The following is a 15,551-nucleotide window of genomic DNA, read 5'->3' as shown; positions in this document are numbered from 1 at the left end:
CGGTAACAGTTGCGGTGCGGGGTAATCTTGATTGCAGCGTGAGTGGTGTTCGTGGCGGGAGATGCTGCAATGGCGTCAACAGAGAACATAGTGGCCCACGGTGACCCGCCCCGACCGGCGCCGCGAGTCTTCATCTCCTACTCCCACGAGAGCGAGCAGCACAAGTCGGATGTCCGGCAGTTCTGCGCGTTGCTGCGTGAACACGGCATCGACGCCGTACTGGACTACTTCGACAACGACCAGCGGCACGACTGGTACGCGTGGATGATCAAACACATCACGGAGTCCGACTTCACCATTGTCATCGCATCCCCGCGCTACGCGAGCGTCGCGGACGGAGCCGGTCCAGCGACTGAGAGCAGAGGAGTCCACAGTGAATCCGCATTATTGCGGGATCTTCTTTATCGCGATCGTGAGCAGTGGATCCGCAAGACGCTCCCGGTGATACTCCCCGGCGGGTCGCGTGACGATATCCCGCATTTTCTTCAGCCTTATTGCGCGGATCACTACCAGGTCAGCGAGCTGACCGAAGCCGGGATCGAGGATCTGCTCCGGGTCCTGACTGGACAACCGCGTTACGTGCCGTCGGAGCTCGGCGACGTTCCGGCGTTGCCGCCAATCGACTCCACGCTGCCCTCGGCCGCCGCCGCGCCGATGTCGAACCTGCCTCTCGACAACCGTGCTTTCACCGGCCGCGCCCAGGAAGTCGCCCGGCTCGTGGACATCGTCACGACCGCTGCGGACGGCGACGTACTCGGAGCGACAATCCTGTCGATCGACGGAATGCCCGGCGTCGGCAAGACGACATTCGCCGTGCACGTCGCTCACCACCTGGCCAGCCGGTTCCCCGACGGCCAGTTTTTCCTCGACCTGCACGGGCACACTCCCGGCAAGGCGCCCGTCGAACCGGCCGACGCCCTGCTCACTCTGCTGTTGACGATCGGCATCGCGGTCGAACAGATTCCGGCAACCCTCGACGAACGATCCCGGCTTTGGCGGGAAAAGCTCGCGGGCAAGAGGGTGCTCCTGCTGCTCGACGACGCCCTCAGGCCGGAACAGGTGCGTCCGTTGCTCCCTGGTTGCCCAGGCAGCCTTCTCCTCGTCACCAGCCGCCGCCGGATGGAAGCGCTCGAGGACGTCCAGCCACTGTCGTTGGAAGTCCTGGTTCCCGACGACGCCGTGGCGATGCTCCACCGTGTTGCCCGCGTCACCCCTGACCCCAGCGAAGCCACGGCAGCCGCCGAACTCGTGCGGCTTTGCGGATACCTGCCGCTGGCCATCGCGCTCACCGCCGGTCGATGGCGAAGCCACCCGACCTGGACGGTGCGGCACCTGGCTGAGGAACTCGCGCGTTCACGCAACCGGCCGCGCGCCATCCGGGCGGGGAACCAGACGGTGGCCGCCGCGTTCGACTTGTCCTACCGCGACCTCACTCCCGACCAACAGCGTCTGTTCCGGCGGATGAGCCAGCACCCCGGCGCGCACATCGACGTGTACGCCGCGGCTGTCCTGGATGACGCGGACGTCGAAGACACCCGTGAACGACTCGAGGCGCTGTATCTCGACCACCTTCTGGAAGAGCCCACTCCAGGCACCTATCGCTTGCACGACTTGATCAACGCGTACGCGGTCACGCTCGCGACAGGTGACTCCGTCGCGCTCCGCGAGTCGGCCATCGACCGGCTCGTTGATTACTACCTCTACGCCACCGCGACCGCGGTCGGGCAGTTGCCCACCCGGCACATCGCAAACCTGGCCGTCTCGCCGAAGCCGCCAGCACAAGCCCCTGACCTGAGCTCCGCGGAGGCGGCTGCCGCCTGGCTGGCCAACGAACGAGCCAATATCGGCGCCTGCGTCATCTATGCGTCCAATCACGGACGCGCTCAGCGGGCAGCGCAGCTCGCGACCGCGATACACCCGTATCTCAGGCAGCAGGGCCATTGGAACCATGCCCTCTGCCTGCACAAGACAGCGGTCACAGCTGCCTATGCCGCAAGCCAGTTCGCAGACGAAGCAGCGGTCCTCGCCGATGTCGGCGTGATCCACTACCTCAGGGGCGAGTACGACGAGGCGGCCAAGAGCCTCACTCGTGCGCACAACCTGTTCTCCATGTTCCACAACCGGATCGGTGAGGCGAACACACGCACTGATCTCGGCATCCTGCAGTACTTGCGCGGCGACTTCACCGACGCGGAGACCAGTCTCGTCCGCGCCCGTGCGCTCTACGTTCGGCTTGGCCATCGTCTCGGCGAAGCCAACGCGCTCAAGGACCTCGGAATCGTGCAGCGTCTGCGTGGGGACTACGCCGAAGCGGTCGGCAGCTTCACGGATGCGCTCACGCTCTACACCGAACTGGGCAACCAAGTCGGCGAAGCCACGGTGCTGGCGGATCTGGGGATGTTGCAGTACCTGAGAGGCCACTACGACGACGCGACCGCCAGCCTCACCCGCGCCCACACGCTCTACACCCAACTCGGCCATCGCCTAGGCGAGGCCAACGCCCTCATCGACCTCGGCAACGTGCAGCGCCTGCGCGGAAAGTTCGCCGACGCGACCGCCAGCCTCACCCGTGCCCATGCGCTGTATGTCCAGCTTGGCCATCGCCTAGGCGAGGCCAACGCACTCAAGGACCTCGGCATGGTCCAGCACGCGACACACGACTATTCCGAGGCTCTGAAGAGCTTCACCCGCGCACACGTACTCCTGACCGACGACAGGGAAGGGCAGGTCGAAAACTTGATCAACCTCGCCGCCCTGGCCGTCGACTGGCCGCAGGCAGGAAACCCCCGCGAACACTACGAGCAAGCACTCCATCAAGCCCAACAGATAGGCGCACGCCTGTACGAGGCCTATGCGCTGGAAGGAATCGGTCGCTGTCTACTTAGGACATCCGATGCCGCTGAGGAGGGCATCAGCAGGCTACGACAGGCATCCGTGCTCTACGAGCAGCTAGGGGTGCCCGAGGCACTGGCCGTCGAACACACCCTCGCCGAGATCAGCGGTTGAGTGCGTCCAACCGCGACACTCGTCGGGCATGCGGGCAGGGACGCCATCACTTCACTCGGCGACGACCAGTCCCACCCGGTAGGCGAGGACGACAGCCTGCACACGGTCGCGCAGGTCGAGTTTGGTCAGGATGCGGGAGACGTAGGTCTTCACGGTTTCGGTGGTGATGCAGAGTTTCTCGGCGATCTCCGCATTGGACAGGCCCGCGGCGATCTGTTCGAGCACCTCGAGTTCCCGGCGGGCCAGTGTCTGCCGGACCTGTTGCAGGGCGGGCCGGGTGGTGTCGGTGGGACGCAGGCGCTCGGCGAAGTGACCGATCAGGGTGCGGGTGACGGCCGGGGCCACCAGCGAGTCACCGGCGGCGATGGTGCGCACGCCGTTGATCAGTTCCGCCGGTGGCGCGTCCTTGAGCAGGAACCCGCTAGCGCCGGCCTTGAGCGCTTCGTAGACGTATTCGTCGACGTTGAAAGTGGTGACCACCAACACTTTCGCCGGGTTGTCCACGCCGGGGCCGGCCAGCCGGCGGGTGGCCTCGATGCCGTCGAGGATGGGCATGCGGATGTCCATCACGATGACGTCCGGACGTAGCTGTAACGCCTGTTCGACGGCCTGCCTGCCGTCCGCCGCCTCGCCGACGACCTCCATGTCCGGCTGCGCCGAGAAGATCGTCGTATAGCCGGCACGCACCAGCGCCTGGTCCTCACAAACCAGTACCCGCACCGTCATGCCTGCCTCCGCGACGGGATAAGTGCGTGCACGCGGAACCCGCCTTCGGGCCGGGCCGCGGCTACAAGTTCACCATCGAGCATGCGTACTCGTTCCCGCAGTCCGTTCAGTCCGCGCCCGCCCGACGCGACAGCGGGCGTGCCTCGGCTGGTCCCCTCGGTGGTCACCTCGATCTCGATCCGGTCATCGTGATCGTCGATCTCGACCTTGGTGAGGTGGCCGGTCGCGTACTTCATCGCGTTGGTCAACGCCTCCTGCACCACCCGGTACGCGGCCAGTTCGATGTCGACGGCATGTTCGCGCTGATCGCCACGCCTGGACAGTTCGACCGGCTGGCCGGACAAGCGGGCCTGTTCAACGAGATCACTGACCCGGCCCAGGGCCGGCGACCGGTCCGCGGTCGCGGAGTCACCGGTCGCCTCCAGCACGCCGAGCAAGTGCCTTAGTTCGGTCAGTGCCCGGCGACCCGTGTCGCTGATGGCGACGAGTCCTTCCCCGACGCGTTCCGGCGCGCCGTCGAGGAGGAACTGCGCCGCGTCCGACTGCACGACCATGGCTGTCACGTGGTGGGTCACCACGTCATGCAAGTCGCGGGCGATACGGGCCCGCTCTGCGGCAGTGGCTACCTCGACGCTCAGCCGACGGTGTTCCGTCTCCTCGGCCCGCCAGCGGCGCATCGCGGCCCCGGCCATCCACATCACCACCAGACTCAGATAGAACACGACGAAGACTTGGAGCTGGCTGGGAGATCCCAGCAGGTGCAAGACGACTGCCAGCCCGGCATAGCCCGCGGTCGCCAGGAGTGCCAGCACCCAGCGGTGCCGGGCCTGATGGGCGCCGACCGTGTAGAGCGCCACGTAGAACCCGATGCCAGCGAACGTATCCGGGTAACCGAACGACTGGTGCAGTGCGAAGGCGATGCCTATGACCGCAAGGCAGGCCACCGGCCAGCGCCGCCGGAGCGCCAGTGGTGCGGCTTGGGCCACGACCAGCACGAGCGCGAGCGTGTCCGCCGGGCGCTTCGGCAGGTCACCGAGCTGAGGCCCGACAGCCGACAGGGTTGGCACGAATGCCAGGGCCGTGAAAACCAGCGCGAACGCACTGTCCTTAGTGGACTGAGGCATGCGTTGCCACACTACGAGCATCGCGCGAGCCTACTGGTCAGGACGAGAGTTCGACGCGGCGCGGACGGCGCTGGATCTGGCCGATGCGCGCCGCGCGCCGCAGCAGGAGAACAGTGGGAATCACGCAGATCAGCAGCGCGATCAGGCTCGCTTCGGGTCCGAACGTGCCACCGGTCAGCACGGCCGGGCCCGACAGCGTGGTCTGCAGCAGGCCGTGAGGCGGCTCGCCCGAGCCGGACAGGGCGACACCGAAGATGCCGGCGTGGGTGAAGTTCCAGGCGAAATGCAGACCGATCGGCAGCCACAGCGAGCGGGTCGCGACGTAGGCGGCGGTCATCAGGAGTCCGCCCGTCAAGGCGATCGACAGCGCGCCCCACAGCGTCGCGTTGACGTTGATCGAGTGCGTCAAGCCGAACACCAGCGACGACACGACCAGGGCGATCGCCGTCCCGATACGTTCCTCCATGATGCGGAACAGGACCCCGCGGAACAGCACCTCTTCGGTGACTGCGACGCTCGCCGTCAGACCAGCGGTGCCGAGGCATCCCCAGATCGAGCCCCACGACAGGTCCTGCCAGCCGCCGAACATCGCGATCAGCAGCATCAACGTGACGAACAGACCGAATCCGAGCAACGCCCCGCGCCGCAGCTGGGTCCACATCCCCGCCTTGGCGATCTCAGGAACGTCCGTCCGCTGCTCCACGACCCGCGACAACCGGCGGTATCCAGCCACAACGGCAATGGCAGCGCCGATACCCACCGGCAGCGCAAGCAGCACGATCGGCGACACGAGCTGCATGATCCCGGCATTCGCCAACATCACAACGGCGAACACAACCAGCAACACAGGAAACCGGAACCTGCGCAGCTTTCCATTCCCCTCAACGTCCGTCGATCGAGCCATTGTCGCGGTCCTCTCTGTGGTGATCTCCTTACGAGACACAGAGATTAGGAAAACAGGCAGGCTGCGGAATCCCGCTGGGAACGACAACCCGTGTAGCTCTCACGGGGGACAAGAGCCCGCACCGGCCACCCCGCATCATCATCAAGAACGAGTCGGGCCACACGGTCATGGAGATCCCCTCCAAGGGACCTGAGTGCTGCGGCACAGTCCCTGTGCCATCTCAGACGGCCCGCCGGGGCAGTGGTGCGGGATTAGGCTGGCCCCGGTGATCCGCATCCAGCTCGGCGAATCGACGATCGACCGGACCCGGATCGCGATGAGCCAGCCCGCTCAGCGAGCTGGTGGCTGGGCTCGAGCTGGTGCACCGGGAAACGGGGGCCGTTCGGCCACTGGCATCTGACCAACTGGCTGCACCACCTGGCTGAGCTCGCCGCACCGACGTCACGGACCTAGACGCTCGGTTCAGACAAACGGCGACGTGCCGAGGGGTACACCGTTGGCGGTTCCAGCCGTCGCCCTCACCCGACCGTTATGGGTGAAGGTCTTGCCGAAGCACACTGACCACGAGTTCGCTCCGACCCCTGACGGCGGGCACCTCCAGTTGCCCAGCACATCGCCGGACGAGTTGACCACGCTCATCCTTGCTGTCACCGAGTAGACGCCGGATAGGTTGTTGCGCACGATCACTGCTCCCTGTACGTCGCCCCCAGCTATCGTCCTGATCGCGCAGACCTGCGCGACCACATCGATGATGACTATCTGGGTGCCAGCGCAACGCCACGTGCTGGGGCTGGAGGTAACCGGATTTGTGTTGCCGTACGACCGCCATTGGCCGGCCTCGTCAGCTGCGGCGGCGGAGCCGGCGGTTGCCAGACTCAGCCCAAGAACAGCAGCAATGACGGCTGTCAATCCTGCGACCACCCGTGTAACTCGCATGTCGATCCCTTCTGAACTTCTCTGTGAGCTCTCGCGGTAATCGAACAAGGAACGGCGGGTTGGCCGGAATCGTGGCCGGAATGCCCGCACAAGTCCGCACAGCGACAGGGGGCGCTCGGCGTGACAAACAGGCAGGTCGAGACGGGGAGAGCCCTGTTTGCGCTTTCCGCAAACAGGAAGCCTTTCATCCCGGTTGGCGTCCTTCTGGGATTCCGGCTTGTTGCCGCCTTCGCCAGCCGCGCCGACTTCGCGCAGGCCACCTTCACCGCCTGGGCCGGTTTCGAGCAGGTCACCTTCGCTGGCGACGTCAGTTTCGAGCAGGTCGCCTTCACAACACCTGTCCCGGAAGCCGTTTTACGCGGCGAACACCGGAGAGCTCGAAGCCTAGTGAGCGGCGTTGCCGCGCCAGGGACGTCAGCTGTTCAGCACGGTGATCCAGGTGTACGGCCGGGCGTCGTGCTTGGCGTCGAGCAGATGGACGAGGACGCGGGAGTCCGTCGTCGGATCAGGAATCGCGCCGGTATCCGGTTTTCGATGTCCATGGCGAGGAATCGAACGGTTTGGGTCACCCAGGCCGTCATCGGATGTGTTCACGGCGTTCCGCGGTTTCGCTGCTGGATGGACTACTGTTTTGGTCCGCATGGTGGTGCGGGTGGGTTTGAAGCCGCTTTGAAGCGGTGATGCCGTCCTGTTGCCCGGCTGAAACCGGGTTTCGTCAGGCTCCGACGAGATGACCGCAGCTTACTCCGAGCCGGAGTGGGCTGCGGTTTTTGGATGCTTACCGGACTCGTGGGGGAGTTGAGATCTGTGCGTTCCAGATCGATCGCTCTTTCGATCAGCATGATGCTGGTCGCGACTCTTGTTCAAGTCGTGGTGGTGCCGTCTGCCGCCGTTGCGGCGGGTGGTCCGTCCGTACCGTTGCCGGCGACGCCTTCGACCAGTGTTGTCTCGCCGTCGCTGAACCCGTACAGGCAAGATCAGGCGGCGGGGAGTCAGCTCGACGGCAACCAGCGCGAGCGGCAAGCTCTGCCTGGTAGCGGTACGACTGCCGCGACTTCGCTCGCGCCGTCCGCGAGTTGGTCTGTTGCTTCGCACACGGGCGACTTCTCTTGGACGTATCCCATGCGGGTTCCGCCGTCTCCTGGCGGATTGATGCCTCAGCTCGCGCTGTCCTACAAGTCGTCCGAAGTGGATGGCAGGACCAGTGTCACCAACAACCAGCCTTCCTGGGCCGGTGAGGGGTGGAGTCTTTCGCCCGGGTTCGTCGAGCGCACCTACGGCCCCTGTGCCGAGGATGACGATCCGGGTGGTGTGAAGCCGCCGGAGTCGATGGGTGATCTGTGCTGGCGCAGTGACAACGCTACTGCCGCTTACGGGAGCAGTGGCGGTGCACTGATCCGGGATGATGCGTCTGGCGCCTGGCGGACCAAGAGCGATGACGGTTCGCGCATTGTGCGGTTCCAGGACGACAAGGGCATTCTGAACGGCGACGACAACGGCGAGCACTGGCAGATCACCAGTCCGGACGGTACGCAGTACTGGTTCGGGTCGCAGTTGGACGCGAACTCCACGTGGACTGTTCCGGTTTTCGGTGACGACAAGAACGAGCCGTGCAACAAGGCGACCCTTGCCGAGTCGTCCTGCGTGCAGTCCTATCGGTGGCTGTTGGACAAGGTCATCGACCGCAACGGCAACGTCATCCGGTACTTCTACACGAAGGAGACCAACAAGTACGGGATGAACGAGAAGGACACCGCGGTCGAGTACGTCCGTGGTGGCACGCTCAGCCGGATCGATTACGGACTGCGCGATGACGGCACCGCTGCGAGCGGCCGGGTTCTGTTCACTGTGGCCAATCGCTGCGTTCAGAACAGCATCTGTGACGACAAGAACCCGAACAACTGGCCGGATGTGGCGTGGGAGAACAAGTGCGATGCCACGCCGTGCAAGCACCATTCGCCGTCGTTCTGGTCCACGCAACGGCTGGCCAGTGTCACCACGCAGGTGTTGCGGGGTGGAGCGTACGACGATGTCGACCGGTGGGACCTGGAGCATCACTTCCCAGATCCGGGTGACCGTGAGAAGGCCGCGCTGTGGTTGAAGAGCATCACGCACACCGGTCTGGTCGGCGACGGGTCGATCGAGCAGCCGAAGGTGACGTTTGAGGGCACCGCGTTGCCCAACCGCGTCGATACCGCCGCTGACGGGATCGCGCCGCTGTATCGCTATCGGATCACCGGGATCCGGTCTGAGTCGGGCGGTTTGACGTCGATCACGTACTCCTCGCAGTGCACGGCGGAGAACAAGCCCACCAAGCCCGAGGAGAACGACCAGTGGTGCTTCCCGGTCAAGTGGGCGCCGAAGAACTTCGCTGAACGCGAGGACTACTTCCACAAGTACGTGGTCACGAAGGTGATCACCTCCGACCGGCTGAACGTGCAGAACGACACGAAACTCAGCAGTCAGGAACAGGTGGTCAGCTACGAGTACCTTGGCGGTGCCGCCTGGCACCGCGACACCTCGGAGTTCACCAAGGAAAGCAAGAAGGGGTACAACGAGTTCCGCGGTTTCGGCCGCGTCCGCACCCGGGTCGGTGCGCCCGACAACCTCTCCGGCCGGATCACCATGTCCGAGAAACGGTTCTACCGTGGCATGGACGGCGACAAGCTGCCCAACGGCCCGGACGGCCAACCGAGATACCGGGCGGCCAAGGTCACCGACTCGGAGAACGTCGACTATCCAGACTCGGACTGGTTGCAGGGGTTCGGTTTCGAGTCAGCGAACTTCGCTTTCGAGGCGCCGACTCGACTCGATCAGCCCGACCCGCCGCGGATCACCAAGTCGATCAGCAAGCCCTACGTCAAGGGACCGACCGCGACCCGCGGGAACTTCAAGGCCTACATCGTCCGGACGGCTTCACAACAGACCTTCACCGAGCGGGATTCGGGCGAGCGGTACGTCACAGAGTCCAAAACGGACTATGACGACCGTGGTCTGCCTGTCGAGTCCGATGATCTCGGTGACCTCAAGACCGCCGCGGACGACAAGTGCACCAGGACGGTGTACGCGCCCAACGCGGGCAAGTGGATCATTAACCTGCCGGGCACTGTCGAGACCGTCTCAGTCAACTGTGACGCGACGCCAGTTTTCCCGAAGGACGCGATCTCCGCTTCCCGCAACACCTATGACGACAACGGGAACGTCAAGACCGTCGAGGTGGCGAAGGAACGCCCGGCCGCCGATCCGGACTACGTGCTGACCTCTACGACGGACTACGACAAGTATGGCCGGGCAAAGAAGGTCACCGATGCGTTGGGGCGTGCGACAACCACTGTCTTCACGCCGGAATCGGGTCCGCTCACGCAGACGACCGTCACCACACCGGAACCTCGTGTGAAGGCGGGTGGTCTGGTGACCACCACGACCATCGATCCCGCATGGGGCGTGCCGACCAAGGCCGTCGACCCGAACAACCGTACGACCACGATGGTCTACGACGCCCTTGGCCGCAAAACCCATGCGTGGCTGCCGAACCAGCCCACGGCCGAGAAGCCCAGCGTCAAATTCAGTTACCTGATCCGCAACGACGGCGCGAGTGTCGTCACCACCACCACGCTCAGTCCTAACAAGACGGAGATCACCAGCAAGACCTTGTACGACGGTCTGTTGCGACCCCGGCAGACCCAGACGCCCGCGATGGGCGGCGGCAGGCTGATCGTCGACACCCGCTACGACTCGCTGGGCAGGCAGTGGAAGACGACCCAGCCCTACTTCCAGAGCGGCACCATCGACGACACGGTCTGGCTGGCGCAGGACACTGACATCCCCGGGCACACCCGGACCTACTACGACGATGCCGGCCGTCCGTCGGCGTCTGTCTACTATGGAGGCGCGTTCGAGAAGTGGCGCACCACGACCACGTACGGCGGCGACCGGACCCACGTGACCCCGCCAGCGGGAGGCACGGCGACCACCGGGATCACCAACGCTCGCGGTGAATTGGTCGAACAACGTCGTTACCACGGCCCTAAGCCGGAAGGTTCGTACGACGCGACCTTCTACACGTACACAAAGGCCGGTCAGCTCGAGACGGTCACGGACCCCATGTCGAAGGTCTGGCGCTACACGTACGACCTGCGTGGCCGTATGGTGCAGAACGAGGATCCGGACAGCGGGATATCGATCCGTACGTTCGACGACGTCAACAAGCTGATCAAGCAGAAGGACGCGCGCGGTAAGACCGTTGCATACTCCTACGACGGCCTCGACCGCAAGACCGGCGTATATGCCGAGGAAGTCACAGGCAAGCCGCTCGCGGAGTGGACCTATGACACCGCCATCAAGGGCGTGGGGAAGATGGCGTCCTCCACCCGGTGGGTCGGTGAGAATGCCTACACTCGGAAGGTCCTGAGCTACAACCCGTTGTACCTGCCGACCGAATCGTCGGTGACAATCCCGGCGAGTGAGGGTTTGCTCGCCGGTAGTTACGAGACATTCGCGTCGTACAACGTGGACGGCTCGATGTCGAGCGAATCGTTCGACAAGGCAGGGCTGCTTCCCGAGGAGAGCGTCAGCTACAAGTACGACGATCTCGGAGCGCTGCTGGAAAGCTGGGGCGGTTACAACGGGCGCACCTTCCACTACGGTTCGGCGACCGAATACACCCGCTACGGTGAAGTCCAGCGTCTGCGGCTTGGGTCTGGTGACAAGAAGGTCTGGCAGTCCTTCTACTACGACGCCAACACTCGTCGGCTGGCACGGTCCATTGTGGACGCCGAGGTGCCGTCGCCGATGCAGTCGGACACCAGGTACACCTTCGATCCGGCAGGCACGATCACGTCCATTGCGGACGTTCCGCTCGGTCAAACGGCGGACGTGCAGTGCTTCCGGCACGACCAGTTCCGCCGATTGACACAGGCTTGGACTGCGAATGTAGGTGACTGGACGCAGGAGGAAGGGTGTAAGACCGAGCCGAGCTTCTCGGCGACGGTCAGCCCTGCGCCTTACTGGCACACGTACACGTACGACAAGTCCGGCAACCGCGAGACTGAGACCAAGCGCGCGAAAATCGGGACAACGAACCGGACGTACAACTACGACGTTCCGGGGCATGGCCACGCGTTGAAGTCGGTCAGCACCAACGGTGGTGGCGTCAACACCACCGACCTATACGAGTACAACGCCAACGGTGCCGTCCTGCGTAAGGGATCGCAGGAGTTCACGTGGGATGTCGAGAACGCGCTGACAAAGGTCGTCACGGACGGCAAGGACACCACGTTCGTCTACGACGCCGATGGAAACCGGCTAATCCGCCGCGATCCTGAAGGCACGACGCTGTACCTGCCCGGTCAGGAACTCAGGCTCAATGTCGCAGGTGGAAACCCGCAGGCCACGCGTTACTACAGCCACGGCGGGAACATCATCGCTGTCCGGCAGGACAACGGCTCGCTGAGCTGGCTCGCGGGCGATCACCAGGGCACCGGTGAGATCACCATCGACGCGGGCTCGCTGCAGGTCACCCGTCGCCGCCAGTTGCCGTTCGGTGAACCTCGCGGCGAGGAGGTGCCGTGGCCGACCCAGCTGGGATTTGTCGGCGGCACCAAGGACAAGAGCACCGGCCTGACCCATCTGGGCGCCCGGGACTACGACCCGGCGCTTGGCCGGTTCATCTCGGTCGACCCGGTGATGAACCCGGCTGACCCGCAGCAGATCAACGGATACACCTACAGCAACAACAACCCGATCACGTTCAGCGACCCGACTGGCGCGTTCTGCGACAGCTGCGACTACTACCACCACAACAAGGGCGAGGAGTCGATCTGGACTCCAGTCCCGCCCAACCAGGAGACCAAACCAGGCGCGCCGACCGGTTACCGCGAAGCGGCCGTGACGAGCAAGATCCGGAAGGCTTCGGCCAACCAGCGGGCGAAGCAGGCGGCGGCAGCGAAGGCGAAGGCGGGTTGTACCGAACTCGCCAGCAGCGGGTACGGCATGCAGCCATGCAAGACGGCCTCTGCTTGTCCGCCCGGAACCGTTCCAGGCAACGGCTACCTCATCAGTGGTTGCGTGGTTCCGCCGCATCGGGGGATCACGTCCGAGGAAGCACACCTGATCCTCGACATCTGTGGAACGACAGAGGTCCCGATCGGATCCCAGATCTGTGATGGCCTCAACGCGGTCATCTACGCGGTCGAGGGTGAATGGGTCGACGCGGGTATCTCGGTCGGCGGTATGGCGTCAGGCATCGGTACCGCGGGTACTGCGGCCAGGGCCGCCGACAACGCGGCCACCCTGGCCAAGAAGGGCTGCAGCTTTACCGCTGACACCAAGGTGTTGATGGCCGACGGGACGGCGAAGCCGATATCCGAGGTCAAGGTCGGCGACGAGGTGATGGCCGCCGATCCGCAAAGCGGCCGCGTCGAGCCCAGGCAGGTAACCGACGTGATCGTGCACCTGGACTTCGTGCAGGATCTTGTGCTTGAGAACGGTGCCAAGGTCACCACGACCGAGGACCACCCGTTCTGGAACGAGAGCGATCGCCAATGGCAGCGTGCCGACGCGATCGGCATCGGCGAGAAACTGCTGACTGCCTCGGGTCAGCGGAGCGTGTTCAGCGGGCTGCGCGGTGAGACCCGGCGCGTGGCTGCCGCTCACAACCTCTCGGTACAAGGTCTCAGCACGTTCTACGTACTGGCAGGCGACTTGCCAGTACTGGTCCACAACCGGTGTCCGAGACGGACCGAAGAGGTCTGGGACCACGCCGATCGGGGCAGTTCCGAGAACAACTTCATGTACCACTACAACGAACACAAGACACGTTCGGACGGAAGCGTTGTGTCGGAAGAGGAGTATCTGAGGGATTCGGCCGAATGGGCTGCGCGCGTGATGGCGCCAGGCGGCACGGCACGCCAGAACGTTTCGCGGCAGCCTTACTATGACGGGCAGTATGTTCGGAAGATCGTGGACCCCGTTACCGGTATGGGCGGGTTTGTCGTCGAGGGCACCAACAAGGTTGTTACGTTCTGGTACTGGAACGACTCAGCGATCCGAACTCCGCGCAGAGGTAGATGATGCTGAATTTCATGGACGCCTACACCTTGTGGCGTGAGGTACGGATCCCTCGAACCGGGCCAGGCGAAGACCTGATCATGACGCACAGCGATCTGGTACTTGCCGACTTGTATGTGACGACAGTGATCCGGTATGTGGAAGAGGGAGTCTTCAAGCTGGCGCCCACGGACGTCCTGGCACTGCTCGAGGAACTCATGCGGCGCATCGAGCAGATCGATGTCAGCGAGTCCGAGGAGCATCAAGCGGCAGCTCGTGCGCAGCACGCCTATGCCGCACTGCTGTATCTCCTCTATCAGCAGTTCCTGGAGATAGGTGCTTCACAAGAGACACCGACAGTGTCCTGAGTGGACGGGCGGCGAGCTTCGGCTCGCCGCCCGTTTGTCTTATGTCGCGAGAAACTGTGCTCAGGCCGCGGCGATCATGAGGGTCAGTGCACTGTGGTCATACCGCGAGCGGCCCGGTGAGGGCGCCGACGTAGGCCATGCCGACCTGCGAAGATGGTGCCTTCGCGGTGGCTGTGTTCGATCACGGCCGCAGGCATGCAGTTTTCCAACATTCCCAGGTCAACGGCGCTAAATCCCACCTTGAAGCCCGATTTCAGTGCTGTTGCCCAACTGAAGCCACCGTGAAGCCGGCCCTGCTCACGATGTGTCTCCGGTATCGGTGATTGAGGGGGAGGCCTTCGTGCGCCTGCGTCGTGTCGTGATCGGCGGGACGATCACTGCCTTGGTGGGGTCCATCTTGACCATAACCAGCGGAAGTATTCCGATTGGAGCGCCACCGCCGAGAGACAGAGTCGTGGAGGCGCCGGACGGCGCCACGGCCGTGCACCTGGCGAGCCTGCAGGGTTCGCCGGTGGAGATCGCCGCTGAGCGGACTCCGACTCGCACTGTGTACGCGAACCCGGGCGGCACGATGACCGCGGAGTTCTCGGCAGTGCCGGTCCGCGTCAAGCAGGGCGACTCGTGGGCGACCATTGACACCACCATAGTCCAAAAAGCCGATGGGACGGTTGGGCCGAAGGCCGCGGAGGGTGATCTGCGGCTGTCCGGCGGCGGTCAGGGATCTGATCTGGCCAGGATGAGCAAGGACGGCCGTGAGTTCGCCCTGCAATGGCCCGGCGCGCTGCCGAAGCCAGTACTCCAGGAGAACACGGCGACCTACCCGGAAGTGCTGCCGGGCGTGGATCTGGTGATGATCGCCGAGCGCGGTGGTTACCTGCAGCATCTGGTGATCAAGTCCGCCGAGGCCGCGCGCAACCCGCAGTTGGCGAAGGTCAGGCTGGGTGTGCGGGCGCCGGGCTTGACGCTGCAGTCGGACAAGGGGTCACTGAAGGCGCTCGACGACACGGGCGCCGAGGTGTTCAGCTCGCCGACGTCGGTGATGTGGGATTCCAGCGGCCCGATGCCCGGTCCGGCCACGTCGAAGTCCGCGGCGGTGGATGTGTCGTTCGTGGACGGTTCGCTGCAGATCGTGCCGGACCAGAAGTTCCTGGCCGACCCCGCCGTGGTCTACCCGGTCACGGTCGACCCGCCGTGGAGCCCGCCGGGCATCTACAACTGGGCCACCGTGCTGTCCGGCAAGGGAAGCCAGCCGTACTGGTGGACCAGTGGCGATCACCCGTGGGCGCAGATCGGACAATGCCCGGCTTCCCTGGGTGGCTGGTGCAACGGAATCGGCGAAGCACGCGCGTACTTCGAATACGACACGACCTTCCTGCATGACAAGCCGGTCGTCAGCGCGTCGTTGGACACCGCGGTTGTCTACAGCCCGAGCTGTTCGGA

At 64.4% G+C, this 15,551-nt stretch carries 8 protein-coding genes and 1 pseudogene; 6 read left to right on the top strand and 3 right to left on the bottom strand.

What is annotated here, in order from left to right:
* Positions 1-69 precede the first annotated feature (69 nt).
* Entirely contained in the window at positions 70-3,006 is a 2,937-nt protein-coding gene (locus tag B9C43_RS09530) for a toll/interleukin-1 receptor domain-containing protein (RefSeq protein WP_084425696.1), read from the top strand.
* Between the two features lie 51 nt (positions 3,007-3,057).
* Here B9C43_RS09530 and B9C43_RS09525 read toward each other — a convergent pair whose 3' ends face one another.
* The 3 genes from B9C43_RS09525 to B9C43_RS09515 are packed head-to-tail and all read right to left on the bottom strand — an operon-like array spanning position 3,058 to position 5,760.
* Positions 3,058-3,732 carry a response regulator gene (locus B9C43_RS09525; protein ID WP_084425695.1) on the bottom strand — a complete coding sequence of 225 codons (675 nt, stop codon included), beginning with the start codon at positions 3,730-3,732 and terminating at the stop codon, positions 3,058-3,060.
* A complete protein-coding gene (locus B9C43_RS09520; RefSeq protein ID WP_235038537.1) occupies positions 3,729-4,856 on the bottom strand; it encodes a sensor histidine kinase in 1,128 nt (375 codons plus the stop codon). The genes B9C43_RS09525 and B9C43_RS09520 overlap by 4 nt, the downstream gene beginning before the upstream one ends.
* Before the next feature lie 37 nt (positions 4,857-4,893).
* Positions 4,894-5,760 (bottom strand): CPBP family intramembrane glutamic endopeptidase, encoded by an 867-nt coding sequence (locus B9C43_RS09515; RefSeq protein ID WP_084425693.1) that lies wholly within the window; start codon positions 5,758-5,760, stop codon positions 4,894-4,896.
* Positions 5,761-6,025: 265 nt separating this feature from the next.
* Here B9C43_RS09515 and B9C43_RS59575 point away from each other — a divergent pair, with 265 nt between their 5' ends.
* From B9C43_RS59575 to B9C43_RS09490, 5 genes and pseudogenes are all read left to right on the top strand, one after another.
* Positions 6,026-6,160, top strand: coding sequence for a hypothetical protein (locus B9C43_RS59575; protein ID WP_268811557.1), 135 nt, complete (start codon positions 6,026-6,028; stop codon positions 6,158-6,160).
* A 656-nt stretch (positions 6,161-6,816) separates the two neighbouring features.
* A complete protein-coding gene (locus B9C43_RS09505; protein WP_084425691.1) occupies positions 6,817-7,377 on the top strand; it encodes a hypothetical protein in 561 nt (186 codons plus the stop codon).
* A gap of 126 nt (positions 7,378-7,503) precedes the next feature.
* The gene (locus tag B9C43_RS09500) at positions 7,504-13,767 is read left to right on the top strand and encodes an RHS repeat-associated core domain-containing protein (RefSeq protein ID WP_160096442.1); all 6,264 of its coding nucleotides are present in this window, start codon (positions 7,504-7,506) and stop codon (positions 13,765-13,767) included.
* Between the two features lie 11 nt (positions 13,768-13,778).
* Positions 13,779-14,111: a hypothetical protein gene (locus B9C43_RS09495; protein WP_143446250.1), complete on the top strand. Its 333-nt coding sequence runs from the start codon at positions 13,779-13,781 to the stop codon at positions 14,109-14,111.
* Positions 14,112-14,451: 340 nt separating this feature from the next.
* A pseudogene (locus B9C43_RS09490) lies at positions 14,452-15,551 on the top strand (LamG domain-containing protein); the annotation flags it as partial.

Origin of the sequence: Kibdelosporangium aridum (assembly GCF_900176515.1) — a bacterium.
Classification (GTDB): Bacteria; Actinomycetota; Actinomycetes; order Mycobacteriales; family Pseudonocardiaceae; genus Kibdelosporangium; species Kibdelosporangium aridum.
This window is presented reverse-complemented; position numbering and strand designations above follow the sequence as displayed.

What these genes read in the sequence shown, in the direction of transcription:
- B9C43_RS09515 (WP_084425693.1), bottom strand. Translation starts at nt 5,760, where the DNA reads ATGGCTCGATCGACGGACGTTGAGGGGAATGGAAAGCTGCGCAGGTTC.
- B9C43_RS09525 (WP_084425695.1), bottom strand. Translation starts at nt 3,732, where the DNA reads ATGACGGTGCGGGTACTGGTTTGTGAGGACCAGGCGCTGGTGCGTGCC.
- B9C43_RS09520 (WP_235038537.1), bottom strand. Translation starts at nt 4,856, where the DNA reads ATGCCTCAGTCCACTAAGGACAGTGCGTTCGCGCTGGTTTTCACGGCC.
- B9C43_RS09495 (WP_143446250.1), top strand. Translation starts at nt 13,779, where the DNA reads ATGGACGCCTACACCTTGTGGCGTGAGGTACGGATCCCTCGAACCGGG.
- B9C43_RS09530 (WP_084425696.1), top strand. Translation starts at nt 70, where the DNA reads ATGGCGTCAACAGAGAACATAGTGGCCCACGGTGACCCGCCCCGACCG.